Here is a 23,472-nt window from a genome sequence, read left to right as displayed (position 1 = left end):
TCGGATCATGCCCATCCATGGATACCGCTCCATGAAAAAAGCCTGCGGGCACGAAGGCCGGCAGGCTTTGGGAGAGGCGGCGCCTCTCGGTTCACCGCTTGCGGATTTGGATCTACTTCTTGTAGTTGGCCAGGCCTTCGATGATTTCCTGGTGGGCGGCATCGATGCCTTCCCAGCCCAGCACCTTGACCCACTTGCCTTCTTCCAGGTCCTTGTAGTGCTCGAAGAAGTGGCTGATGGCCTTCAGGCGCATCGGGTTCACGTCGTCCACCGTCTTCCAGTTTTCGTACATCTTGAGGACCTTGGTGGTGGGCACGGCCAGCACCTTGCCATCGACGCCCGCTTCGTCTTCCATCTTCAGGATGCCGAGCGCGCGGCAGGGCACGACCACGCCGGGCAACAGGGGGTAAGGGGTGATCACGAGCACGTCCACCGGGTCACCGTCGCCGCTCAGCGTTTGCGGCACGTAGCCGTAGTTGGAGGGGTAGTACATGGCCGTGGTCATGAACCGGTCCACGAAGATGGCGCCCGATTCCTTGTCCACTTCGTACTTGATGGGGTCCGAGTCCATGGGGATCTCGATGACCACATTGAAGGTTTCAGGGGTGTTCTTGCCGGGTGTGACGTTGTTGAGGGACATGGATCTCTGAAGGTTGAGGAGGTGATGGGAGTGGCGCGATTTTAGGCGCACGTCCGGCGGTGCTTGCCCGCCCGGGCCCTTGGCAGTAAATTGCCTCCGTTGGCCAATCGTCTCCTGTCTGCATGAAGGCACGCAGGCTCCGGGGCACGAGGAAGCAACGCAGCGGAAGCACCACCGATGCGTTGTGTTTCCTTTCCGTGCAATCGACACCCGAGGAGAAAGAGCATGGCGAACCCGGCAGCGTTGAACCCTCCCCTGATCCTGGCCCTGATCTGCGGATTGATCGCAGTGGCCTACGGCCTCTGGGCCCGCCACTGGATCCTGTCCAAAGACCCGGGCAACCCCCGCATGCAAGAGATCGCCGGTGCCATCCAGGCCGGCGCGGCCGCCTACCTGGCGCGCCAGTACCGCACCATCGCCATCGTCGGCGTGGTGCTGGCCGTGCTCATCGGCCTGTTCCTCGATGCCATGACGGCCGGCGGCTTCGTGGCCGGCGCCGTGCTGTCGGGCGCCTGCGGCTTCATCGGCATGAACGTGTCGGTGCGCGCCAACGTGCGCACCGCCCAGGCAGCCACGCAGGGCATGGGCCCGGCGCTGGACGTGGCGTTTCGCGGCGGGGCCATCACCGGCATGCTGGTGGTGGGCCTGGGGCTTTTGGGGGTGACCGGCTTTTGCTGGCTGCTGGTGGGGCGCGGGCAGTTCACGTCCACGGCCGATCTGGCGGCGCTGCTCAACCCGCTGATCGGCTTTGCCTTCGGCTCGTCGCTGATCTCGATCTTCGCGCGGCTGGGCGGCGGCATCTTCACCAAGGGCGCGGACGTGGGGGCCGACCTGGTGGGCAAGGTGGAGGCCGGCATTCCCGAGGACGACCCGCGCAACCCCGCCGTGATCGCCGACAACGTGGGCGACAACGTGGGCGACTGCGCCGGCATGGCCGCCGATCTGTTCGAGACCTACGCCGTGACGCTGATCGCCGCCATGGTGCTGGGCGCGCTCATGGTCACCGCCGCGCCCGTGGCCGCGGTGACCTACCCGCTGGCGCTGGGGGCGGTGTCGATCATCGCGTCCATCGTGGGCTGCTTTTTCGTGAAAGCCTCGCCCGGCATGAAGAACGTCATGCCCGCGCTGTACAAGGGCCTGGCGATCGCGGGCGTGATCTCGCTCATCGCGTTCTGGTTCGTCACCGCCTGGCTGGTGCCGGACAACGCCATCGCCGCCAGCGGCAGCCAGATGCGGCTCTTCGGCGCCTGCGCGACGGGCCTGGTGCTCACGGCCGCGCTGGTGTGGATCACCGAGTTCTATACCGGCACGCAGTATTCGCCGGTGCGCCACATCGCGCAGGCCTCCACCACGGGGCACGGCACCAACATCATCGCGGGGCTGGGCGTGTCGATGCGCTCGACCGCCTGGCCGGTGCTGTGCGTGTGCCTGGCCATCCTGGTGTCGTATGCGCTCGCGGGCCTGTACGGCGTGGCGGTGGCGGCCACGGCCATGCTCAGCATGGCGGGCATCGTCGTGGCGCTGGATGCCTACGGTCCCATCACCGACAACGCGGGCGGCATCGCCGAGATGGCCGAAATGCCCGCCAGCGTGCGCGAGATCACCGACCCGCTCGATGCCGTGGGCAACACCACCAAGGCCGTCACCAAGGGCTACGCCATCGGCTCGGCCGGCCTGGCCGCGCTGGTGCTGTTCGCCGACTACACCCACAAGCTCTCGGCCTATGGCCAGGTCATCCGCTTCGACCTGTCCGACCCGATGGTGATCGTGGGCCTGTTCATCGGCGGGCTCATCCCCTACCTGTTCGGGGCCATGGCGATGGAGGCCGTGGGCCGCGCGGCAGGCGCGGTGGTGGTCGAGGTGCGCCGCCAGTTCAACACCATCCCCGGCATCATGGAAGGCACGGCCAAGCCCGAGTACGGCAAGGCGGTGGACATGCTGACCACCGCCGCCATCAAGGAGATGGTGATCCCCAGCCTGCTGCCGGTGGTGGTGCCCATCGCCGTGGGCCTGCTGCTGGGGCCGCGGGCGCTGGGCGGGCTGCTGATGGGCACCATCGTGACCGGCCTGTTCGTGGCCATCAGCATGTGCACCGGCGGCGGCGCCTGGGACAACGCCAAGAAATACATCGAAGACGGCCACCACGGCGGCAAGGGCAGCGAGGCGCACAAGGCCGCCGTCACCGGCGACACCGTGGGCGACCCCTACAAGGACACGGCCGGCCCGGCGGTGAACCCGCTCATCAAGATCATCAACATCGTGGCGCTGCTGATCGTGCCGCTGGTGGTGCGGTTTCATGGGGGGTGAGCCCCCGGCTCGGGCAATGGTGACAAGGCCAATCGACGAACCGCGAGGAGATCACGACATTGCTTTACTCATAAGTCAGTAACTTAGAGGACACTCTCTTGCGCAGTGCGGCCATCGGTGCTTTCATTGACGGCATGAAACGAGACGGACGCACCCTGGCCCACAATGTGTTGGAAGAAATGCGCATGCTGGCCGACAGGCCGCCCGCGCAGCCTCACACCCGTGCAGGAGCGCCAGGTTTTTCGCTGGGTCAACGGCAAAAACCCACGTCGGGCTTTCGCGCTGATGCCGTGCATGGCAAGACCTGGGGAGCCAAGGGCCAGACCCCGGTCGTGGAGCGCCCGGGCCAGCGCCAGTCGATCTCGGCGGCCTCAGCCGTCAACTCCAAAGGGGCGTTCTGGTTTGAGACCTACCAGGGAGCGCTTACAGGCGAGTTGTTCGTGCAACTGCTCAAGAACATGATGGCCGAGCGTGAGAAACCCGTGCACTTGGTCGTCGATGGCTTGCCGGCTCACAAGAAAGCCCTCGTCAAGCAATACGTGGCAAGCACGGCAGGCGCATTGACGTTGCACTTCCTGCCCGGCTATGCGCCAGACCTCAATCCAGATGAGCTGGTATGGAGCCACGCCAAGCGCACAGGGGTGGCGCGCAGTCCATTGCGAAAGGGAGACAAGCTCAAGGAGCGTGTGGATGCGCAGTTGCAGTCGGTGGCTGAAGATCCTGCACTCATCAGGTCATTCTTCAGACACCCATCTGTCGCCTATATTTCTGACTTTTGAGTAAACAGTGTGCAGAGATTGCGCACTCGAACAGCCACCCGCTTTACCGCGTTGCCCCCGTAGCACGCGAAAACTCCATGACCCAGTTGGTCTCCCAGGTCAATCCGCCATCGTTCGAGAAAGCTTGCTCCCAGCGAGGGCTGCCAGTCGCCAAATTCTTCTTTCTCCACTGAAACCGCACATGGACAGGTTGGCCTTCGAACGTGTCCGTGCCGATGAACACGCCCTGGTCCGTGCCTGAAAAGCCCCCGACCACGGGAGGCCGCAGCAGGTCGGTTGCAGAGTCCAGACCGCCCGTGACGTTGTCCAGCCAGTAGATGCTCCAGCGCCGGGTTTGCGGATTGAACAGGCGCAGCGCCATGCCGATATATCCGGCGCTCCATGTGGTGGGGATGAAGTCGTCGCAGTTGCCGATGCCACCGGGCAACGGCTGCACCGTGCCTCTTGCGTCGAAGGTCTCCCAATCGGTACACCCCGCCATGCGCTTTGAGAGACGGGTGTTGCGGATGCGCCAGGAGCCCATCAGGAAATCGAAATCGCCGGCATCGCCGGTGCATGGAATCGCTTGCGGAGTATTCATGGCTTGCTCTGAAACATCGTCGGTCATGCGTGCAGGGCGGAGCGCGCCGTCGGCCGAAGCCGGTGGGCTTCAGGGGCTTTCGCCAGCCAGGGCGCGAGAATGGCCGCCGCATCGCGCTCCCAAGCCTTGCCGTTGGCAAAGGTGTCGAAAGCGGCCGTTTCGTCGAACAACGCCATCCCCAGCAGCACCGACTCGCCTTGCCGCACAGGCAGGAGCGGAAAGGTGTTGGGGCTCGCATCGCTGACGTACCAGGCCGTATGGCGGGAGCCTCCCGCACGCAGCATGGGATCCATGCGCGATCGACAGCAGTCCAGCAGCGAGGGCGTTGCTGGCTCCCGCAGGTAGAACACGTTGACAAAAACCAGCCCAGGGGCCAAGCCAGTGGCGCCCGGGGCTGCGCGCATCGAAGGGAGATCAGCGGCGGCTCCGATCCATGCCGGACGCAGCAGCAGCACGTTGTCCGAATCCACCATGGTGGCATTGGCCGCGTCGCGGTGCGCGGCCCACACCGGCCCGCCGTAGAAGGCCGTGAGCGCCCGCTGGCGTGCGGGCATGTCGGCAAAGCCGCGCAGCCAGACGAAGAGGTCAGGCCGGTCCTGATCGATGAACTGTCCGATCACGCGCATGCCTTCGCGCTACTGGGTTTCCAGGAATTCACGGTCGAACAAGTCCGTGAGTACCTCGAGCTGGCCTGGTTGCAGTGTGTATTGGCGAAATTCGACGATGGAGCAATCGGCCGCTGATGGAGCGGATGAAATGGCAGTGGCAGTGGCATTGGCATTGGCATTGGGCGGCATGCAGGTGGCCTTTCAATCGAAGAGGTCGTGGGAGAAAGATGCCTGCAGTCTGCAGCGGCATACCTGCCAAGGTGTGGCAGGTATTCATTGCATACTGCCTGTGCTACAGGGCTTTTTCTTCACGACACCCTCCTACCCCATGCGCGCCAGCCGCCTGCTATCCATCCAGATGCTGCTCGAGACCCAGGGGCGCATGAGTGCGCAAGCCCTGGCAGATGCACTGGAAGTCTCCGTACGCACGCTGTACCGCGACGTGGACCAGCTCACTGCCGCTGGCGTGCCCATCTATGCCGAGCGTGGGCGCCACGGCGGGTTTGCGCTGCTGCCAGGCTGGAAGACCACGCTCACCGGGCTTACCCCGTCCGAGGCGCAGGCCGTGTTTCTGAGCGGGCTGTCCGGCCCTGCCGGCGATCTGGGCCTGGGGGAGGATGTGGCGGGCGCCCGCCTCAAATTGCTCACGGCGCTGCCAGCCCCCTGGCGCGAGGACGCGCAGCGCATAAGCGCGCGCCTGCACCTCGACCCGGTGGACTGGTACCGAGAGAGCGAGCCCACACCGCACCTGAGCACGGTGGCAGCAGCCGTCTGGAGTGGTCGGCAGTTGGCCTTGCGCTACGAGAGCTGGGCCGACACGGTGGAGCGTACGGTGGGGCCCCTCGGCTTGGTGCTCAAGGCAGGGGTCTGGTACCTGGTGGCCTTGCCCATCGGCCATGGCGCGAAGGATGGAGGGCCACGCACCTATCGCATATCCAGCATTCGAGCGGCTGAGGCCCTGGGCACGTCGGTGCGGCGCCCCGCCCGTTTCGATCTGCCGGCTTACTGGACACAGTCCATCCGCCGTTTCGAATCGAGCCTTTACACGGGAGAAGCCGCCCTGTTGGCCACGCCTGCGGGCCTCAAGGGCCTGAGCGCGCTCAGCGCTGCCGTTGCACGGGCAGTGGCCACAGCGGCTCCTTCGCGCCGCAAGGATGGCCGGAGGGCGGTCACGATTCCCATCGAGTCGGTGGACCATGCCTGCGGCCAGCTCATGCGCCAATCGCCCGAAGTCGAGGTGCTGCGGCCGGCCGCGCTGAGGCGCGCACTGATGGAGCGCATCGAAGCCACGGCGCGGCTGTACCGGTTGCGTTGACGCGGCACGGGTTTTGCAGGCCACTGCCATCCCGCAGGCACAGACATGCGCCGCGGCCATTCACGCCATCGATCACCCGTTGGTCGATCGGTCAATCGATCGATCAGGCAACCGCTCTCACTGGCGGCTGCGCAGCGTTCGGCTCAGCAGCACGACCGGCACCAACCCGACGGCCACCAAGGCCAGCGACGGCAATGCCGCCTCGCCCAGGCGTTCATCGCGGGCCAGCTGATAGGCGACCACGGCAAGGGTGTCGCTGTTGAAGGGCCGCAGCACCATGGTGGCGGGCAGTTCCTTCATCACGTCCACGAAGACCAGCAGTGCCGCCGCGGCCGTGGAGCGCTTGAGCAGCGGCCAGTGCACGCGGGCCAGCAGGCCGGCGCCGCCTGCGCCCAGCATGCGGGCGGAGTCGTCCAGGCTGGCGGGAATGCGGGCATAACCGCTCTGCATGGATTGCAGCGCTACCGCACAGAAGCGAACGAGGTAAGCCCACACTATGCCCACCGCCGTGGCGGTGATGATCGATGGCAAGCCCCACTGCGGCGCAGCGGCCTGCAGCCACCCGACGGGCAGCAGCAGGCCGACGACGATCACCGCGCCGGGCACGGCATATCCCAGGCTGGCCAACTGGGCCACGCCCCGCGTGAGGGGGCCGGCACGCCGACGCACGGCAAAGGCCAGCACCAGGGCGATGGCCACGGCCAGCACGGCGGTGATGCCACCCAGGCGCACGCTGTTGCCGGCCCATTCCAGAAAGCGGGACCAAGGCAGCACGGACCAGTCGGCCGCCAGCGGACGCAGCATGAACGCCATTGGCGCCACAAAGCCGAAGATCACCGGCAGCAGGCACACCGCCCAGGCGGCCACGCCGCGCAGGCCTTGCAGCCGCTGCGGCTGCGCCTCGGCGGAGCCGGCCCGCCCCACGCCACCCGCGGCAAAGCGCATGCGCCGCTGTGCGCGCTGCTCCAATTGCAACAGCAGCATGACCAGCACGAGCAGGATGGTGGCCAGCTGCGCTGCGGCAAGGCGGTTGTCCATCGACAGCCATGCCTTGTAGATGCCCGTGGTGAACGTTTGAATGCCGAAGTAACTCACCACGCCGAAGTCCGCCAGGGTTTCCATCAGGACCAGTGCCACGCCAGCGGCGACGGCAGGGCGCGCCAGGGGCAGCGCCACGGTGCGTACCCGCCGCGCCAAGGGTGCCCCGAGCAGCCGCGCGGCCTCCATGAGGTGGGCTGCGCGCTCACCCAGGGCCGTGCGCGCGAGCAGGTACACGTAGGGATACAGCGAGAAGATGAAGACCCACACGGCCCCGCCCAGGCTGCGCACTTCGGGCAGCAGCCGGCCTTGCAAGCCATAGGTTTCCCGCAGCCACACTTGAAGGGGGCCGCTGAACTGCAGAAAGTCGGTGTAGGCATAGGCGGTCACATAGGCCGGCATGGCCAGCGGCAGCAACAGCAGCCATTCCAGGGTGCGCCGCCCCCTGAAGTCGAACAACGTGACAGCGGCCGCCGTGGCCGTTCCCACCACCGCGGCACCGATGGCCACGGCCAGGCCCAGCCAGACCGTGGTGGCGAAGTAGCCCGGCAACACGGTGGCCGCCATTTCGCGAAGGATGGCCCCGGCCTCGGCGCCCCCCACCGTGCCGGGCAGCCACGACGCGAGCACTGCCAGCACCGGCAATGTCAGCGCGGCGGCCAGCAACAGCAAGGGAAGGGATCGCAGGGCAGAAAGCAAGCGGGGCAACGGACGGCCTTGGGGATGGAAAGGGGGGAAAACCGAGGGAAAGCCGGGCGCACGAAGCGGAGAGTCCCATCGGCAAAGGAATGCGAGGTGCGAGAAATGGCCTTTCGGCACAGCCGCGCAATGCAAATGCGAATTCTACGCATTGCCGCCTTCTAGAATCGCGGCCATGTTCCTTGAAGTCTCCCAACTGGAAGTGCGCTACGCCGGCCGCGCGCAAGCCGCTGTGCGCAGCGTCAGCCTCGGCCTGGCCGCGGGTGAGATCGGCGTGCTCATCGGGCCGTCGGGCTGCGGCAAGACCACGCTGCTGCGCGCCGTGGCCGGCCTGGAGCCCGTGGCGGCCGGCGAGATCCGGCTGAGCGGGGCGCTGGTGGGCGGCGCGAACCGCAGCGTGCCACCGGAGCAGCGGCGCATCGGCATGGTGTTTCAGGACTACGCCCTCTTCCCCCACCTATCCGTGGGCCGCAACGTGGCGTTCGGCATTCACCGCCTGCCGCGTGCCGAGCAGGCGGCGCGCGTGGACGAGGTACTGCGGCTTGTCGGGCTGGAAGGCAGCGCGGCGCGCTTTCCGCACGAGCTGTCCGGCGGGCAGCAGCAGCGCGTGGCTCTGGCCCGGGCCCTGGCGCCGCGACCCCAGCTGATGCTGCTGGACGAGCCGTTTTCCAACCTGGACGTGGACCTGCGAGAGCGCCTGGCGCATGAGGTGCGGGGCATTTTGAAAGCTGCCGGCGCCACCGCGTTGTTCGTCACGCATGACCAGCTGGAAGCCTTCGCCATCGGCGACCGCATCGGGGTGATGGAGAGTGGCCAACTGCACCAGTGGGACGATGCCTATGCGCTCTACCACCGCCCTGCGACGCGATTCGTGGCCGACTTCATCGGCCACGGCGTGTTCGCGCCGGCCACGCTGGAGCAGCGCGGCGACAACGTGGTGGCCCGCACCCCGCTGGGCGACCTCACCGACATCGCCGAATGTCCGTTGCCGACGAGCTACCCCGGCGGTGAATGCGATGTGCTGCTTCGCGCAGACGACGTGGTGCACGACGATGCGTCGCCCGTGCAGGCACGCATCGTTCGCAAATCGTTCCGGGGTTCGGAGTTTCTGTACACGCTGCAACTGCAGGGCGGCCTGACCGTGATGGCCCACGTGCCGAGCCACCACGACCACGCCGTGGGCGAGTGGATCGGCATTCGCCCGCAGGTGGACCACGTGGTGGCGTTTCCGCGGGCCTGAGCCGCGGATCGGACGGTCCATCGGCACGCTGGCAGGCATCGACCGCAGGCAGCGATGCCGGTGTGGCAGTGCCCTGCCCCCGCTATGACAGGAAAAAGGCGATGAAAACCGGCGCCAGGATGGTCAGAATGAACCCGCTGACCAGGGCCAGCGGAATCGCATCCGGGTGGCAGGCTTGCTTGACGATCGGCAGCGTGGAGTCCAGGGCCGTCGCGCCGGCGCTGCCGATGCCGATGCCGATGCCGATGCCGATGCCGATGCCGATGCCGATGCCGATGGCCGGGTGATAACGGCCGATGGCGTACAGCGCGACGATGGCGATCAACTCCCGAAACAGATCGACCATCAGCGCCATGGTCCCGTAAGTCTGGCCGAGGTACTGGCCCACCATCACGCTCGACAGCGTGAACCAGCCGAACCCGCTGGAAAGCGCCAAGGCGACCTTGAGGCTTTCGCCTGTCGCCCACGAAGACACCACAGCGCCCACGAGCGATCCGATCACCACCAGCACCGGCACCGAAAGAACTGCCCATGAAAACCAGCGGGCGTTGAGCTTCACGGTTGCCAGATCGATGCCGACCAACACGATCAATGCCAGCAAGATGGCGGAACTGGACGGCAACCAGAGGGCGCCGGCCCAGTAGGTTTCGTTGACGAAAAAGAGAACGCTGCCCAGGGCCACCATCGACAGGGCGATGCAGCATTCTTTCAACGGTGGCCAGACCGTGCGAAACCCCAGTTTGCGGGCCGTGTTTTCAGCGCTGCTGCTCGCACGGCTTTGTTGCACAGCAAGAACGGCAAGCCGTGGAAAGAGACTCTGATGGGAGCGGCGGTGCGCAACGAAGCCCTGCGGGCCTGCCAGAGGCTGGGGGGGAGCCTCTGCAAGAAGTGCAGCGGCTACCACCGAAGAAGCCTGGTGGAGACCAAGATGCATTGCTTCAAGCGCCTGGGAGAGCGGGTAATGGCACGCACGTTCGAGCGTCAGGTCACAGAAGTTGCACGTGCGGGTGGCGCTGCTCAACCGCTTCACGCAGCTGGGGCGTCCGACCACGGTGGCTGTGCCTGCCATGGCATAGCTGCGTCTGGGGTTGGGGTCATCTCGCCTCGCTCCCGACTTGTGCAAAAAAGCCCCGTGAAGGCCTTGAGTGAAAGGGTGGGAATGTCTCAGCCCAGTTGTGCGGAACGCATCAAACGCCTGCTGGACCAGGGCGTGATCGAAAAATTCCCGATCCAGATATCACCCAAAGCCATTGGCTTTCCGATCGCGGCCATCGTGCGGGTGCGCCCATTGCCCGGGGAGATGTTCCGGGTCGAGCAGGTGATTCGGGATATCGATGCGATCGTGCAGTGCGACAAGGTCACGGGCGACGACGCGTTTTTCTGCCGGCTGTATCTGCGCGATATCGAGGAACTGGACCACTGCCTGGGCAAGATCGCCCCCTACGCAACGACGAGCACGTCCATCGTGAAATCGACGCAGATCGCCAACCGGCTGCTGCCGCTGCAGGAGCCGGCCCGCGCCTGTTAGCGGGCCAAAGGGCTCGGGCCGGTGGACGGGCCGATTCAGGTGCGGCGCAGCCCGTCCACGGTGGCCCGCAGATCGTCCGCCCAGGCGCGGCGATCGCGGCCCTGCGCATGCTGTAGCGGGCCGTAGTGCACGACCGCCACCAGGCCATCCGCCATCACGGTGCGCCAGAGCGAGCCGAGCAGCGTGTCGTCGCCGACATAGTTGGGCGCAGTGGTGGGTGCGCCGGTGGCCCGCTCGATGAAGCGCAGGCCCACGGGTTGCACGGGCGCATTGGCCACCACGGCGGCCTGCAGCAGGTTGGCGTGAAACGGCAGCAGTTCGCGGCCATCGGCCGTGGTGCCTTCGGGAAACACGGCCAGCACCTCGTGCCGCGCGAGAGCCTCCTGCATGAGGCGGACCATGCGAAGCGCGTCCCGGCGCGAGCTGCGCTCCAGGTAGAGCGTGCCGGCGGCCGTGGCCAGCGTGCCCACCAAAGGCCAGCCCTTGATGTCCGACTTGGAGATGAAGCGGCAATGGCGCGCGGCGTGCATGACCGTGATGTCGAGCCACGACAGGTGGTTGGCCACCAGCAGCACAGGGCCTTCGGGTGCAGGCTCGCCCCGCACTTCGAGGGTGATGCCGGCATGCACCAGCATCTGCCGCGACCACGCCTGCACGCGCGCATGCTGCTCTTGCTCGGGCATGCGGGGAAAGCGCAGCGCCACGGTGCCCAGCCCGGTGACGAGGTGCGCCAGCACGCGCGCCAGGCGCCACACGGCGCGGGCCTGGCGCCTCATGCCGCAGGCCCGACGGCGGTCGGCGTGCTGCTCACACGGCGCCGCGTTCGAACGCGACCTGCCCGCCCACCAGCGTGCAGCGCACGCGGCCGGGCAGTTCATAGCCGGAAAACGGCGTGTGCTTTCCCTGGCTGCGAAGCGCGCCGGCCTCGACGGTCCAGGCCGCCTTGGGGTCGAGCACGCAAAGATCGGCCACGCCGCCTTCCACGATCTGCCCGACGCTGGCCTGCAGCGTGCCCAAGGCGCTGCCCAACACCCGGGCCGGTTCGGCAGTCACCGTTCCCAGTGCGCGCACCAGGGGCACGCCATGGTCGGCGGACCATTTGAGGGCGATGCCCAGCAGCAGTTCGAGCCCCGTCGCGCCGGGTTCGGCCTCGGCGAACGGCAGGGTCTTGGCGTCTTCATCGACGGGGGTGTGGTCCGAGACGAGCGCATCGATGGTGCCGTCCGCCAGCGCGGCCAGCAGCGCATCCCGGTCGCGTTGCTGGCGCAGCGGGGGCGACAGGCGGGCGCGGCTGTCGAAAAAGCCGATGTCGGTGTCGGTCAGCAGCAGCGAGTTGATGCTCACGTCGCAGGTGACCTGGAGGCCCTCGGCCTTGGCGCGGCGTATCAGCTCCACCCCGGCAGCGCTGCTGATGCGGCACAGGTGCACGCGCGCGCCGGTGGTCTTGAGCAGCTCGAAGATGGTGTGCAGTGCGATGGTCTCGGCCGCCACGGGCACGCCGGACAGTCCCAGCCGCGTGGCCAGCGGGCCGCTGGCCACCACGCCGCGGCCCAGGTGCAGTTCCTGGGGGCGCAGCCAAACGGTGTAGCCGAAGGTGGCGGCGTACTGCAGCGCGCGCTGCGTGACCTGGGTGCTGGCCAGCGGCACGTCGGCCTGGCTGAAGCCCACGCAACCGGACTCGGTCAGCTCGGCCATTTCGGTCAGCACTTCGCCGGCCAGGCCGCGCGTGAGCGCGCCCAGCGGGAACAGGCGCGCCTGGTGCAGCTTCTCGGCGCGGAACTTGAGCATTTCCACCAGCCCAGGCTCGTCCAGCACGGGGTCGGTGTCGGGCGGGCACACGAGGCTGGTCACCCCACCGGCCACGGCAGCGGCCATTTCGGATTCGAGCATGCCTTCGTGCTCGTGGCCCGGCTCGCGCAGCCGCGCCGCCAGGTCCACCAGTCCGGGCAGCACGATGCAGCCGGTGGCGTCGATCACGCGGTTGGGCGTGAAATCCCGCGGGGCGCGCTGCACGGCGATGACACGCCCGGCGGCCAGGGCCACGTCGCCGGTCTGGTCGAGGCCGCTGGCCGGATCGATCACGCGGCCGTTCTGGATCAGTATCTTCATGGTCTTGAGCAAAAAAGGCCGCCAGCGCAAATAACACTAGGGCATATAGCTATAAATTTCATAGCAATCGATCCCGCCTCATGCTTCGTTCCCGGCGACGATCGACATCACCGCCATGCGCACCGCGATGCCGAAGGTGACCTGCGGCAGGATCACGCTCTGCTTGCCGTCCACCACGGCGGAGTCGATCTCCACCCCGCGATTGATGGGGCCCGGGTGCATCACGATGGCATCGGGCTTGGCCAGTTGAAGCTTTTCGGGCGTGAGGCCGAAGCTCTTGAAGTATTCCTGGCTGGACGGCAGCAGGGCGCCGCTCATGCGCTCGTTCTGCAGGCGCAGCATGATGACCACGTCGGCGTCCTTGATGCCCTCTTCCAGCGTGTGGCACACGCGCACGCCCATCTGGGCCATGTCGGCCGGCACCAGGGTGCGCGGGCCCACGACGCGCACTTCGGCGCAGCCGAGCGTGGTGAGGCCGTGGATGTCCGAGCGCGCCACGCGCGAATGCAGCACGTCGCCCACGATGGCCACCGTGAGGTTGCTGAAGTCCTTCTTGTAGTGGCGGATGGTGTACATGTCCAGCAGCCCCTGCGTGGGGTGGGCATGCCGGCCGTCGCCCGCATTGATCACATGGACGTGCGGGGCCACGTGCTGCGCGATGAGGTAGGGCGCACCCGATTCGCTGTGCCGCACCACGAACAGGTCGGCGGCCATGGCCGACAGGTTGGCGATGGTGTCCAGCAGCGACTCGCCCTTGGCTGCAGAGCTGCGTGCGATGTCCAGGTTGATCACGTCGGCCGACAGGCGCTTGGCGGCGATCTCGAAGGTGGTGCGCGTGCGCGTGCTGTTCTCGAAGAACAGGTTGAACACGCTCTTGCCGCGCAGCAGCGGCACCTTCTTGACCTCGCGGTCGTTCACCGACACGAAGTTGGCGGCCGTGTCGAGGATGTGCGTGACGATGCTCTTGGGCAGGCCCTCGATCGACAGCAGGTGGATCAGCTCGCCGTTGGCGTTCAGTTGGGGGTTGCGCTTGTACAGCACCGTCAGGCCTCTTGGACTTGGAAGTGGAAGGTGCCGGCCTCGGTGCGGGCCAGCGCCAGCGATTGCGTGTCCGGCAGCGCCACGCGGGCGGCCGCGAACTCGGCCTGCACGGGCAGTTCGCGCCCGCCGCGGTCCACCAGCACGGCCAGCCGCACGCTGGCAGGGCGGCCGTAGTCGAACAATTCGTTGAGCACCGCGCGGATGGTGCGGCCGGTGTAGAGCACGTCGTCCAGCAGCAGGATGTCGGCGCCGTTCACGTCGAACGGCAGCGCCGTCTGGGCGCTCACCGCCATGCCGCGCTGCGAGAAATCGTCGCGGTGCATGGCGGACGACAGCACGCCGGCCTCGCCGGGCAGGCCCAGGTCCTTTTGCAGCCGCTCGGCCAGCCAGGCGCCGCCAGAGGCGATGCCCGCCAGCTGGGTATTGGCCGTGCGCAGGCTGAGCACGCCGCGCAGCAGCTCGCGGTACAGCGCTTCGGCGTCGAGCGCGAGGGTGCCTGGGGTGGGCGATGAAGACGTCGCAGACGTGGCACTCATGAAAGATTCCTCAAAAACTGCTCCAGGATGATGCAGGCCGAAGCGGCATCGGCATCGCGGGCGCCGCTCGAATGCGCCTCGGTGGTGCTGTAGCGCTCGTCCACCTCGAACACCTGCAGGCCGAAGCGCCCGCGCAACTGGCGCGCGAACTTGAGCGCGCGGGCCGTGTTCTCGTGGCTTGCACCGTCGGGGTGGTAGGGCACGCCGATCACCAGCGCATCGGGCTGCCATTCGCGGATGCGGTCGGCCACCTGCGCGAAGCGGGCATCGCCCTCGGCGCGGATGGTGGCCTGCGGCGTCGCGGTGCGCAGCAGCCGCGAGCCCACGGCGACGCCCGTGCGCTTGAGCCCGAAATCGAGCGCGAGAAAGCTCTGGAAATGCGCGGGGACGGCCTGCGGGGCGGTGGGTGCGGCAGCGGCGGGAGAACCGCTCATGCATGCCCCGCGTCGGGCGATAGCATCCAGGACTGCAATCCCAGCAGGCCCAGCGCGCGGTCGTAGCGCTCGCCCACCGGGGTGTCGAAGATCACCGACAGATCGGCACCCACGGTCAGCCAGCTGTTTTCGGCCAGTTCGGATTCGAGCTGCCCTTCGCCCCAGGACGAGTAGCCCAGGGTGACCAGCACGCGGCGCGGCCCTGCGCCGGTGGACAGGGCTTCGAGCACGTCTTTCGAAGTGGTCATTTCGAGCCCGCCCGGAATGGCCATGGTGGAGGCATAGGCCGACTCGTCGCTATCGAAGCTGGCAGCGGCGAACATGGGTTCGTGCAGCACGAACCCGCGCTCGGTCTGCACCGGGCCGCCCTGGTAGACGGGCTCCCCGGAGAGGTCCTCTCGGCGCAGCGACAGGTCGACCTTGTCGAAGAGGCCCTTGAGGCTGATTTCGGAGGGTTTGTTGATGATCAACCCGAGGGCACCCCGTTCGCTGTGTTCGCACAGGTACACGACGCTGCGGGCAAACGACGCGTCTTCCAGCCCTGGCATGGCGATCAAGAAATGGTGCGTCAGGTTCATGGGCGCAGAATCGGCAGGCATTTGCCAATTTTAGCGACGATCATGGAGCACACCTTTTCATCGGGCCTTGTCTGGTTCCGCCGCGACCTGCGCAGCAACGACCATGCGGCCCTGTACAACGCCCTGCGCCAATGCGCCCAGGTGCATTGCGCCTTCGTCTTCGACCGGGAAATTCTCGACGCCCTGCCCCGCGCCGACCGGCGCGTGGAGTTCATTCGCGAGTCGCTGGTGGCGCTGGACGAGGCGCTGCGAGAACTCTCTGGCAGCGCCCATGGCGGACTCATCGTGCGCCACGCGGTGGCCCATCAGGACATTCCTGCGCTGGCGAAAGAGCTGGGCGTGCAGGCCGTCTTCGCCAACCACGACGACGAACCGCTGGCGCTCGAACGCGATGCGCGCGTGCGCGGGGCACTGGACGGCATGGGCATGCGCCTGCTCACCTTCAAGGACCACAGCATCTTCGAGCGCGCCGAGGTGCTGACCCAGGCCGGCACGCCCTACACCGTGTTCACGCCCTACAAAAATGCCTGGCTGCGCAAGGCCGACGATTTCTACCTGAGCTCCTACCGCGTCGAGCGCCATGCGGCCCAGCTCGCTCCCCGGCCCACGGGCATGCGAGGCGCCGTGCCGTCGCTGCAGGCAATCGGCTTCAAGCCGACCGGCCTGGAAGCCCTGGGCTTGCCCACCGGCATGCGGGGTGCGCAGACGCTGTTCGAAGACTTCCTCGGCCGCATCGACCGCTACGGCGAGGCCCGCGATTTTCCGGCCGTGAAAGGCCCCAGCTACCTCAGCATGCACCTGCGCTTCGGCACCCTGTCGCCACGCGTGGCAGCCCGCGCCGCGCACGAACGCAGCCGTCAGGGCAGCGCCGGGGCCGCCACCTGGTTGGGAGAACTGATCTGGCGCGACTTCTATTTCCAGATCCTGGCGCACCACCCCCACGTCGCTGGCGCCAGCTTCAAGCCTGCCTACGATGCGATCCAATGGGAGACCGGCGCCGAGGCCGAGGCGCTTTTTGCAGCCTGGTGCGAAGGGCGGACCGGCTACCCGCTGGTGGATGCCGCCATGGCGCAGATCAACCAGTCGGGCTACATGCACAACCGCCTGCGCATGGTCGTGGCGAGCTTTCTCACCAAGGACCTGGGCATCGATTGGCGCTGGGGTGAGCGCTACTTCGCAGAGAAGCTGAACGACTTCGACCTCTCCGCCAACAACGGCGGCTGGCAATGGGCCAGTTCCAGCGGGTGCGATGCCCAGCCCTACTTTCGCATCTTCAATCCGGTGAGCCAGAGCGAAAAGTTCGATAGCGAGGGCAAATTCATCCGCCGGTATCTGCCGCAACTGGCCGGATTGCAAGGCAAGGCCCTGCATGCGCCTTGGAAGGCGGCGCCGCTGGAGCTGCAGGCGGCCGGCGTGGTGCTGGGCAAGGACTACCCCCGCCCGGTGGTGGACCACGACGAAGCGCGGCAACGCACGCTGGCCCGGTACGCGGTCGTGAAGGCGGGGTAAGCAGCAGGCAAGAATCCGCCGCCAAGGCCGCGGATTCTCAAAACCTACCAGCCGCCGCAAGAAAAAGGGCCGCTCGAAAGCGGCCCTCGGAAGCAGCGGCAGCCGGCCGATCAGGCGACGGCGGCCTCCGCCGCAGCCCTGGCGTAGTGCTGCACCAGGCTCAGCAGTTCTTCGTCGGAATACGGCTTGCCCAGGTAGTGGTTCACGCCCAGTTCCGCCGCATGCTCACGGTGCTTTTGCGCGATGCGCGAGGTGATCATGATGATCGGCAGATCGCGCAGCCGTGCATCGGCGCGGATGTTGCGGGCCAGATCGAAACCGTCCATGCGCGGCATTTCGATGTCGGACAGCACGACGGTCGGGCGCTCTTCCTGCAGCCGCTCCAGGGCCTGCAGGCCATCGGCGGCCAGCACGACGCGATAGCCTTCGCGCTGCAGCAGCCGCTGCGTGACGCGGCGCACCGTGATCGAGTCGTCCACCACGAGCACCAGCGGCACCTGGCTGGCGGCCGACAGGGCGGGCGGGGCCGCCTTGCGCTCTCCGTCGCCAGATGCCTGCGCATCGGCCGCACCGGCCGGCGCGGCAATCGCTGCCAGCTGCGCCCGGACCTGCTCGCCATACACCGTGGACAAAGCCACCGGGTTGTAGATGAGCACCACGGCGCCGGAGGCCAGTACCGACATGCCGGCAAGACCAGGCAGGCGAGACAGCTGCGGCCCGAGGTTCTTCACCACTACTTCCTGGTTGCCCAGCACTTCGTCCACGTGGATGGCGATGCGCTGCGAGGCGCTTCGCAGCACGACCACCGGACGGGTCTTGCCCGAGGTCTCGCTGCTGCGCTGCGACGATTGCAGCAACGCACCGGCCCAGAAGAACGGCAGCGCTTCCACGCCGTCCTCGAAGGCGCCTTGCTGGTACGCACCCTCCAGCTCGCTGGCGGTGGTGCGGCGCACGATCTCCACCAAGTTGGCAGGCACGCCGATGGTGAGGTCGCCCGCACGCAGCATCACCACCTGCGTCACGGCCGTGGTGAGCGGCAGCACCATGCGAAAGGACGTGCCCTGCCCCGCGGTGGTGTGTGTCTCGATCCGGCCGCCCAGTGCGTTCACTTCAGCGCGGACCACGTCCATGCCGATGCCGCGACCGGCCAGGCCCGTGATCTCGCTCGCCGTCGAGAAGCCGGGCGTGAAGATCAGATTGGCGGCTTCGGCCGTGCTCAGCGCGGCGTCGGGAGCGATCAGCCCCTGGTCCACGGCCTTCGCCCGGATGCGGTCGATGTTCAGGCCCGCACCGTCGTCTCGGAACTCCACCGAAACGTCGTTGCCTTCCTGGTGCAGGTCCACCGTGATGGTTCCCGACGCCGGCTTGCCGGCCGCCGTGCGGTCCTCGGGGGCCTCGATGCCGTGGGCGACGCAATTGCGAAGCAAATGTTCGAACGCAGGGGTCATGCGGTCCAGCACCCCCCGGTCCATCTCGATCGAGCCGCCGGAAATGTCCAGCTTGATCTGCTTGCCGGTTTCCTTGGAGGCCTGGCGCACCACGGCATACAGGCGCTCGGAGATGCCTTCGAACTCCACCATGCGGGTGCGAAGCAGATCGCGCTGCAGTTCGCGGGCTTGCCGCCCTTGCGAGATCAGATCGTCTTCGGCGCCTTCCATGGACCGCTGCAGATTGCGCTGCACGGTGGCCACGTCGTTCACCGATTCGGCCATCATGCGGGTCAGTTCCTGCACGCGCGTGAAGCGGTCGAACTCCAGCGGATCGAAGCCCGCGGCGGAATCCTTGGACAGCGCCAAACGGGATTGCATCTGCGATTCGGCCTGGACCTCGATGTCGCGCAGTTGCTGGCGCAGCCGCTCCAGGTTGCCCGAGAGGTCGCTCAGCGAACTCTTCATCTGGCCCATGCGCACGTCCAGGCGCGAACGGGCAATCATCACTTCGCCGGCCTGGTTGACCAGGCGGTCCAGCAACTGGGCACGCACGCGCACCGATTGGCTCGACACCGGGCGCACCGCCGTGAGCTGCGATGCCGCAGGCAGGCGCACTGCGGGCAGCGTCTGCAGTACCGGTGCCTCGGGAGCGCCGGACTTCGCCGATACGGGCTGCACATCCTGCCGTTCGGAACCCGGCACAGGCGCCACGGCCACGGGTTCGGCCAAGCCTTGCGAGCCGATGGTGCGCAGCGCGTCGAAGCTGGCTTGCAGGCCGTCGAAGCTGGCCAGCAGCGGCTCGATCAACTCGGCCTTGGGTTCTTCGATGTCGATCTGCTCCACCGCCGATTCCAGGCGGTGGGCCATCTCGCCCAGTCGCATGGCACCGGCCAGGCGGGAACTTCCCTTGAGCGTGTGCAGGGCGCGGAGCAATTCGCTGCGCGCGCCCAGGTTGTCGGGGCGTGCCGCCCACTGGCGCAACGCGGCGCCCAGCTGCGGCAGCAGTTCGATGGCCTCTTCCTCGAAGATGGGGAAGAGGTCGGGATCGATCACGTCCAGCGCGTCGATGTCGTCGTCGATATCGGAAGACAGCGACACCGCATGGGCAATGGCCGCATCGATGTCGTCGTCGTGCTGGCTCGATACCACGACCGACAAGGCGGGCGCCACGTAGCCGCGGGCCACCGGAGCGGGTGCCTCGGCTTGTGGCTCATCGACTGGAGCATCGGGCATTGCGACGTCCGGCACAGCAGCGTCGGGCACAGCCGCTTCCGCAGGCTCCACCGTTTCGGCCACGGGGGCTTCGTCGAACGACTCGGCAGGAACGTCTTCGTCCGAAGGCGCCTCGGCCATGGAATCGCCGTCGCTGCCCAGCGCAGCCAATCCGCTGCCGACTTCGGTCTGCAGAATTTCCCGCAGTTCGGCCAGCACCTGCTGGTTCGGTTCCTTGAGGAAGCCGGCGGCGAACTGGTGCAGCAGACGGCGAATGTCGTCGGCCGCCGCCAGGAAGACACGGGCCTGGTCCGCGGAGCCTTCGCCACGCAGTTGAACGTGCTGAAGCGCATGCTCCAGGGCGCGCGCCATTTCAGACAGCGCCTGGAAGCCGACCGTCGCCGAACTGCCGGCCAGCGAATGCGCCAGGGCCACCGCCGTGTCCGGCAAAGGCTCGTGCAGTTCCAGTGCCCATTCCTGCAGGCAGGTAGCCAGACGGCGCGACCACTCGTCGGCCTCGTTGAGGTAAACGTTGTACAGCGGGATGCCGATGCGCAAGGTCTCGATGACCTTGACCGCCTCGTCCTGCGCCGCCGAATCGGCCTCGGGCAGGTCGATGCCATCTTCCATGGCCTCCACCACCTGGATGACCTCGGGAACCGGTGCGGGCTCGACCACGGGCTGCAGTTCGGCCGCGAAATCTTCAAGGCTGCCATCGGCGGCATCGAGCAATTCGGCTTCGGCGCCTGAATCCACATCGGCCACCTGGGCCTGCTCCTCTTGCGCACCGGACTCGAGCGCGGGCAGGTCCAGTGGCGAGGATTCCGCCGTCAGTTCCGCCAGGCTTTCGATCGCGAGCTCGCCCGGCAAGTCCATCGCCAGGTCTGCCAGTTCGGCTTGCGACAACTCGGACAAGGTCGCAGGTTCGGCCGTTTCGATCAGCAGCACCTCGTCGAGCGAAGGCAGCGGCACGTCCTGGGCCGCTTCCGGCACGGAGGTGGGGGCCGCAGCGGCGGGCTGCTCCTGCGCCAGTGCGTCGGCGAACACCGAGAAGTCGATGTCTTCGGCCATTTCGGGCACAGCGGCTTCGACCGGTGCCGATGGCGCTTCGAGGGTGCCGAGGTCCGGCATTTCCGTATCGGCAAAGTCCAGCAGCGGCGGCTCGTCTTCGAGCAGCAGGTCGAATTCATGCGCCGGTACCGATGCCACCGCGGCGTCGGGCACCTCGGCAGCAGGAAGGGCCTGGAGCGGCTCCTCGACGGGGATTTCGAGCTCAGGCAGCGGCTCCGAAAAGGCTTCTTCGGGTGCGACAGGCGCCATCCCGGCTTCGGTCCGGGTTTCGGTTTCGGTCTCGGCCGCAATGTCGGCATCGGCCGCAACGGCGCCCGCCGAAGGCAGTGCCAGCGGCAGGAAGACGCCCGTGTCGCGCATGGCTTGCGCCGACGCGTTGAACGCCTTGGGTTGCCAGGCCGATGCATCGCCCGCGGCAATGTCGTCGGCCCATGCGCCGAAAGCGCGCAAGGCTTCGCCCGACAGCTGCAAAAGCGCTGGCGGCATGGGCTTTTGCTCGGCCAGCCAGGCATTCAGCACCTGTTCCATCGACCAGGCGGCTTCGCCGAACGCATCCAGGCCCACCATGCGCGAACTGCCCTTGAGCGTATGGAACGCGCGCCGCAGCGTGGTTTGCTCGCTCAGGTCGGAGGGCTTGGCCGTCAGGGCATCGACCGCGGCCAAGCCGTTGGCGACCACTTCACGCGCCTCTTCCAGGAAGATGTCGAGCAGTTCCTCTTCGTCGTCCTGGTCGGAAGCGACGGCAGATGCCGAGACCGCTGCCGCAACCGCAACGCCCGCGGATGCCGGCGCTACCGCTTCGGCAGGCGGCGTTTCCGCCAACGGGGCCAGGGTGAAGGATGGTAGATCGAGGGATTCTTCCAGCGCCGGGGCCAGCCCTCCGAGAGATTCCTGCACCACCTTGGGCGCCGGCTCCACGCGGGGAACGATTTCGGGGGCGACGACCGGACCGCGCTCTTCGACCTTGGCGACCAGTTCTTCGGGCGCATCGGAGGCACGGCCGCGGGTGCGGCCCATCAGGATGCGCAGTTCGCCCAGCTCTTCGTCATAGACGAACAGCTTGCGGGCCATCGTGCGCTGATAGCTCAGCATGTCGATCAAAAAGCCCAGGGCGCCCAGGCTGCTGCCGAGCTTCTCGAACACCTGCTGGCGTTCGGCTTCCGGCACCTGGTTGATCAGCAGGCGCTCGACGGTATCGCGCATGCGCAGCACGGCCAGCGACGCCTGGTCGAGGCCCAACACCGACAGCACGCCACGCATCTGCGCAAGGCGGCTCGGCAAGGGCGCCAGCGTGGACAGATCGTCGGGGCTGCGGAAATACTGGTCCATGGCCTTTTCGGCCTCGCCCAGCGTGGAGCGGAGTTCGTCCACCACGCTGCCCATGGTCTGGTGGTCGCTGACGCGGCGGTACAGCTCCTCCATCCAGGGCTCCAGGGGCGCGGATTCGCCGCCAGCGGTCACGTTGTCCAGGCGTTGTGCCAAGCGCGCCGCACGGTCGGTCATGTATTCGTGCGCGGAGTCCAGTTCTTCGAACGTGGCCTGCAGGTACAGCACGGCCGTGGCGACTTCCATCGCCAGCGCGGGCGAAGGGGGCTCGCCGGAGCGGGTCGTCACTTCCACGGCACGGGTCAGGGCCTGTGCGAGGCTGTCGCTGCCAGGGTGCAGCTTGGCCAGCGAGTCGCACACCAGGCTGAACTGGTCCGTGGCGGGCTTGAGCTTGTTGCGGTCGCCCCCTGCCAGGGCCGACCAGGTTTCGGTGGCAGCGGCCATGCGCTTGCGTGCCTGGGCCAGCAGTGCGGGGTCGAACAGGCCGAAACGCGGGGTTTCGTAGTCGACGGCCTTGAAACGGTCCAGACCGAACGCCTGGCGCACGGCCTGCAGCGCCGAGCCATCGCCCGCCGCTTCGTCGGATGCGAGCGGCTTGGCCTGCGAGCAAAAGAACAGCAGGTCCTGCACGAGCCGGTCGGCGATGGTCGGGTCGCCCTTGGCCAGGGTCGCGTATTGCATGAGCACGCGAGAGGCCACGCGCTTCACGTACAGATCGGGGTTCAGCCGGCCTTGTGCCAGCGCTTCGAAGAAACCGGCGCAGATCTTCCAGAAGGCGCGCGATTGGCGGTCGGCCTGCGATGCCACGAAGGCCAGGCAGATGTCCCGCAGGTCCCCGGCGGCAGCCAGATCGCCCGTCTTCACGATGCGCAGCACGGCCGAATCGAGCCGCGCGCGGGCCTCGGGGCCATAGTTGAGCGGAGGCACCGACACGGCGAAGTCGGGCTCGCGGAAACGCCGCTCGACCGGCCACAGATCGGCCGGGTGCACGCGCTCGGCGCCCGCCAGCGCCTGGGCGTCGCGGTATTGAGGGAACAGTGCCACGGGAGAGACGGCCTTGCCGGCCAGCACGCTCTCCAGGTATTCGATCAACGCGAAGCTGGCACGCTCGATCACGCCGGCGGCTTCGTCGCTGCACAGCTCGGGGCGATGCACGAACTTCTGCACGGCCGACTCCATGGCGCGCAGCACCAGCGCGGGCGGGCCCATGCCCACCATTTCGAGGGCACCGCTGGCCTGGTGCAGTTGCTGCCGTGCGATGCGCAGCGTGCCCGCATCAAGCGCCGCCAGATCGGATTCGCGCGCCAGTTCGGCATCGCGCACGAAGCGGCGCATCGCCTTGACGGCGCCGTCGAGGGACTTGCGCAACTCATCGAGCACCCAAGCAAGAGGACCCAGGTCCTGCTCACCCTGGGTCCAGTCTGCGGCGGGTGCGTTTGCGGCGTCAGTAGATGACATGGATTCGTCCCCGGCTCCACGAGCCAGTTCGTTG

Annotated in this window: 17 protein-coding genes and 2 pseudogenes; 7 read left to right on the top strand and 12 right to left on the bottom strand. The window is 67.2% G+C overall.

Annotated elements, in window-relative coordinates; genetic code table 11:
• Nucleotides 1–112: 112 nt before the first annotated feature.
• Nucleotides 113–640, bottom strand: a complete 528-nt coding sequence (gene ppa, locus AVHM3334_RS00270; RefSeq protein WP_092739433.1) for an inorganic diphosphatase — start codon at nucleotides 638–640, stop codon at nucleotides 113–115.
• 225 nt (nucleotides 641–865) lie between these two features.
• On the opposite strand from ppa, the gene AVHM3334_RS00265 reads away from it, so the two are divergent.
• Both AVHM3334_RS00265 and AVHM3334_RS00260 read left to right on the top strand, forming a co-directional pair.
• A complete protein-coding gene (locus AVHM3334_RS00265) occupies nucleotides 866–2,947 on the top strand; it encodes a sodium-translocating pyrophosphatase (protein WP_284408646.1) in 2,082 nt (693 codons plus the stop codon).
• Between the two features lie 269 nt (nucleotides 2,948–3,216).
• Nucleotides 3,217–3,726: pseudogene (locus tag AVHM3334_RS00260) on the top strand (IS630 family transposase); the annotation flags it as partial.
• 43 nt (nucleotides 3,727–3,769) lie between these two features.
• Here AVHM3334_RS00260 and AVHM3334_RS00255 read toward each other — a convergent pair.
• Together AVHM3334_RS00255 and AVHM3334_RS00250 are read right to left on the bottom strand one after the other, a co-directional pair.
• Nucleotides 3,770–4,306 carry a hypothetical protein gene (locus AVHM3334_RS00255; RefSeq protein WP_284408644.1) on the bottom strand — a complete coding sequence of 179 codons (537 nt, stop codon included), beginning with the start codon at nucleotides 4,304–4,306 and terminating at the stop codon, nucleotides 3,770–3,772.
• 23 nt (nucleotides 4,307–4,329) lie between these two features.
• Complete coding sequence (locus AVHM3334_RS00250) at nucleotides 4,330–4,932, bottom strand: NIPSNAP family protein (protein WP_284408642.1); 603 nt, start codon at nucleotides 4,930–4,932, stop codon at nucleotides 4,330–4,332.
• A 310-nt stretch (nucleotides 4,933–5,242) separates the two neighbouring features.
• On the opposite strand from AVHM3334_RS00250, the gene AVHM3334_RS00245 reads away from it, so the two are divergent.
• The gene (locus tag AVHM3334_RS00245) at nucleotides 5,243–6,229 is read left to right on the top strand and encodes a helix-turn-helix transcriptional regulator (RefSeq protein ID WP_284408640.1); all 987 of its coding nucleotides are present in this window, start codon (nucleotides 5,243–5,245) and stop codon (nucleotides 6,227–6,229) included.
• A gap of 117 nt (nucleotides 6,230–6,346) precedes the next feature.
• On the opposite strand, the gene AVHM3334_RS00240 is transcribed toward AVHM3334_RS00245, so the two are convergent.
• Nucleotides 6,347–7,975, bottom strand: coding sequence for an ABC transporter permease (locus AVHM3334_RS00240; protein WP_284408638.1), 1,629 nt, complete (start codon nucleotides 7,973–7,975; stop codon nucleotides 6,347–6,349).
• 166 nt (nucleotides 7,976–8,141) lie between these two features.
• Between AVHM3334_RS00240 and AVHM3334_RS00235 the strand changes: the two genes are divergently transcribed.
• The gene (locus AVHM3334_RS00235; protein WP_284408635.1) at nucleotides 8,142–9,206 is read left to right on the top strand and encodes an ABC transporter ATP-binding protein; all 1,065 of its coding nucleotides are present in this window, start codon (nucleotides 8,142–8,144) and stop codon (nucleotides 9,204–9,206) included.
• 82 nt (nucleotides 9,207–9,288) lie between these two features.
• On the opposite strand, the gene AVHM3334_RS00230 is transcribed toward AVHM3334_RS00235, so the two are convergent.
• On the bottom strand, nucleotides 9,289–9,891 hold the full coding sequence (locus AVHM3334_RS00230; RefSeq protein ID WP_284408821.1) for a LysO family transporter: 603 nt from the start codon (nucleotides 9,889–9,891) through the stop codon (nucleotides 9,289–9,291).
• Between the two features lie 105 nt (nucleotides 9,892–9,996).
• Between AVHM3334_RS00230 and AVHM3334_RS00225 the strand changes: the two are divergent.
• Both AVHM3334_RS00225 and AVHM3334_RS00220 read left to right on the top strand, forming a co-directional pair.
• Nucleotides 9,997–10,282: pseudogene (locus tag AVHM3334_RS00225) on the top strand (IS5/IS1182 family transposase); the annotation flags it as partial.
• A 41-nt stretch (nucleotides 10,283–10,323) separates the two neighbouring features.
• Nucleotides 10,324–10,734 carry an Lrp/AsnC family transcriptional regulator gene (locus AVHM3334_RS00220; RefSeq protein ID WP_284408633.1) on the top strand — a complete coding sequence of 137 codons (411 nt, stop codon included), beginning with the start codon at nucleotides 10,324–10,326 and terminating at the stop codon, nucleotides 10,732–10,734.
• 35 nt (nucleotides 10,735–10,769) lie between these two features.
• Here AVHM3334_RS00220 and AVHM3334_RS00215 read toward each other — a convergent pair whose 3' ends face one another.
• The 6 genes from AVHM3334_RS00215 to AVHM3334_RS00190 form a co-directional block, all read right to left on the bottom strand.
• Nucleotides 10,770–11,510, bottom strand: a complete 741-nt coding sequence (locus AVHM3334_RS00215) for a lysophospholipid acyltransferase family protein (protein ID WP_284408631.1) — start codon at nucleotides 11,508–11,510, stop codon at nucleotides 10,770–10,772.
• Nucleotides 11,511–11,541: 31 nt separating this feature from the next.
• Nucleotides 11,542–12,843 carry a dihydroorotase gene (locus AVHM3334_RS00210; RefSeq protein ID WP_284408629.1) on the bottom strand — a complete coding sequence of 434 codons (1,302 nt, stop codon included), beginning with the start codon at nucleotides 12,841–12,843 and terminating at the stop codon, nucleotides 11,542–11,544.
• Nucleotides 12,844–12,921: 78 nt separating this feature from the next.
• Nucleotides 12,922–13,884 (bottom strand): aspartate carbamoyltransferase catalytic subunit, encoded by a 963-nt coding sequence (locus AVHM3334_RS00205; RefSeq protein ID WP_284408627.1) that lies wholly within the window; start codon nucleotides 13,882–13,884, stop codon nucleotides 12,922–12,924.
• A 2-nt stretch (nucleotides 13,885–13,886) separates the two neighbouring features.
• Entirely contained in the window at nucleotides 13,887–14,420 is a 534-nt protein-coding gene (gene pyrR / locus AVHM3334_RS00200) for a bifunctional pyr operon transcriptional regulator/uracil phosphoribosyltransferase PyrR (RefSeq protein WP_284408625.1), read from the bottom strand.
• Nucleotides 14,417–14,854 (bottom strand): Holliday junction resolvase RuvX, encoded by a 438-nt coding sequence (gene ruvX / locus AVHM3334_RS00195; RefSeq protein WP_284408623.1) that lies wholly within the window; start codon nucleotides 14,852–14,854, stop codon nucleotides 14,417–14,419. Before ruvX ends, pyrR begins: the two co-directional genes overlap by 4 nt.
• The gene (locus AVHM3334_RS00190) at nucleotides 14,851–15,453 is read right to left on the bottom strand and encodes a YqgE/AlgH family protein (protein ID WP_284408620.1); all 603 of its coding nucleotides are present in this window, start codon (nucleotides 15,451–15,453) and stop codon (nucleotides 14,851–14,853) included. The genes ruvX and AVHM3334_RS00190 overlap by 4 nt, the downstream gene beginning before the upstream one ends.
• A gap of 21 nt (nucleotides 15,454–15,474) precedes the next feature.
• Here AVHM3334_RS00190 and AVHM3334_RS00185 point away from each other — a divergent pair, with 21 nt between their 5' ends.
• Complete coding sequence (locus AVHM3334_RS00185; protein ID WP_284408618.1) at nucleotides 15,475–16,941, top strand: cryptochrome/photolyase family protein; 1,467 nt, start codon at nucleotides 15,475–15,477, stop codon at nucleotides 16,939–16,941.
• Between the two features lie 110 nt (nucleotides 16,942–17,051).
• On the opposite strand, the gene AVHM3334_RS00180 is transcribed toward AVHM3334_RS00185, so the two are convergent.
• Nucleotides 17,052–23,438, bottom strand: a complete 6,387-nt coding sequence (locus tag AVHM3334_RS00180) for a hybrid sensor histidine kinase/response regulator (protein ID WP_284408617.1) — start codon at nucleotides 23,436–23,438, stop codon at nucleotides 17,052–17,054.
• Between the last annotated feature and the right edge of the window lie 34 nt (nucleotides 23,439–23,472).

The organism is Acidovorax sp. SUPP3334 (assembly GCF_030159055.1).
In the GTDB taxonomy this organism is placed as follows: Bacteria; Pseudomonadota; Gammaproteobacteria; order Burkholderiales; family Burkholderiaceae_C; genus Paracidovorax.
Note: the sequence above shows the minus strand (reverse complement) of the source record. Positions and strands in the feature narration are given on the sequence as shown.

Coding starts and splice junctions, on each gene's coding strand:
- ppa (WP_092739433.1), bottom strand. CDS start 640: ATGTCCCTCAACAACGTCACACCCGGCAAGAACACCCCTGAAACCTTC.
- AVHM3334_RS00265 (WP_284408646.1), top strand. CDS start 866: ATGGCGAACCCGGCAGCGTTGAACCCTCCCCTGATCCTGGCCCTGATC.
- AVHM3334_RS00255 (WP_284408644.1), bottom strand. CDS start 4,306: ATGAATACTCCGCAAGCGATTCCATGCACCGGCGATGCCGGCGATTTC.
- AVHM3334_RS00250 (WP_284408642.1), bottom strand. CDS start 4,932: ATGCGCGTGATCGGACAGTTCATCGATCAGGACCGGCCTGACCTCTTC.
- AVHM3334_RS00245 (WP_284408640.1), top strand. CDS start 5,243: ATGCGCGCCAGCCGCCTGCTATCCATCCAGATGCTGCTCGAGACCCAG.
- AVHM3334_RS00235 (WP_284408635.1), top strand. CDS start 8,142: ATGTTCCTTGAAGTCTCCCAACTGGAAGTGCGCTACGCCGGCCGCGCG.
- AVHM3334_RS00230 (WP_284408821.1), bottom strand. CDS start 9,891: ATGGTGGCCCTGGGCAGCGTTCTCTTTTTCGTCAACGAAACCTACTGG.
- AVHM3334_RS00215 (WP_284408631.1), bottom strand. CDS start 11,510: ATGAGGCGCCAGGCCCGCGCCGTGTGGCGCCTGGCGCGCGTGCTGGCG.
- AVHM3334_RS00210 (WP_284408629.1), bottom strand. CDS start 12,843: ATGAAGATACTGATCCAGAACGGCCGCGTGATCGATCCGGCCAGCGGC.
- pyrR (WP_284408625.1), bottom strand. CDS start 14,420: ATGAGTGCCACGTCTGCGACGTCTTCATCGCCCACCCCAGGCACCCTC.
- ruvX (WP_284408623.1), bottom strand. CDS start 14,854: ATGAGCGGTTCTCCCGCCGCTGCCGCACCCACCGCCCCGCAGGCCGTC.
- AVHM3334_RS00190 (WP_284408620.1), bottom strand. CDS start 15,453: ATGCCTGCCGATTCTGCGCCCATGAACCTGACGCACCATTTCTTGATC.
- AVHM3334_RS00185 (WP_284408618.1), top strand. CDS start 15,475: ATGGAGCACACCTTTTCATCGGGCCTTGTCTGGTTCCGCCGCGACCTG.
- AVHM3334_RS00180 (WP_284408617.1), bottom strand. CDS start 23,438: ATGTCATCTACTGACGCCGCAAACGCACCCGCCGCAGACTGGACCCAG.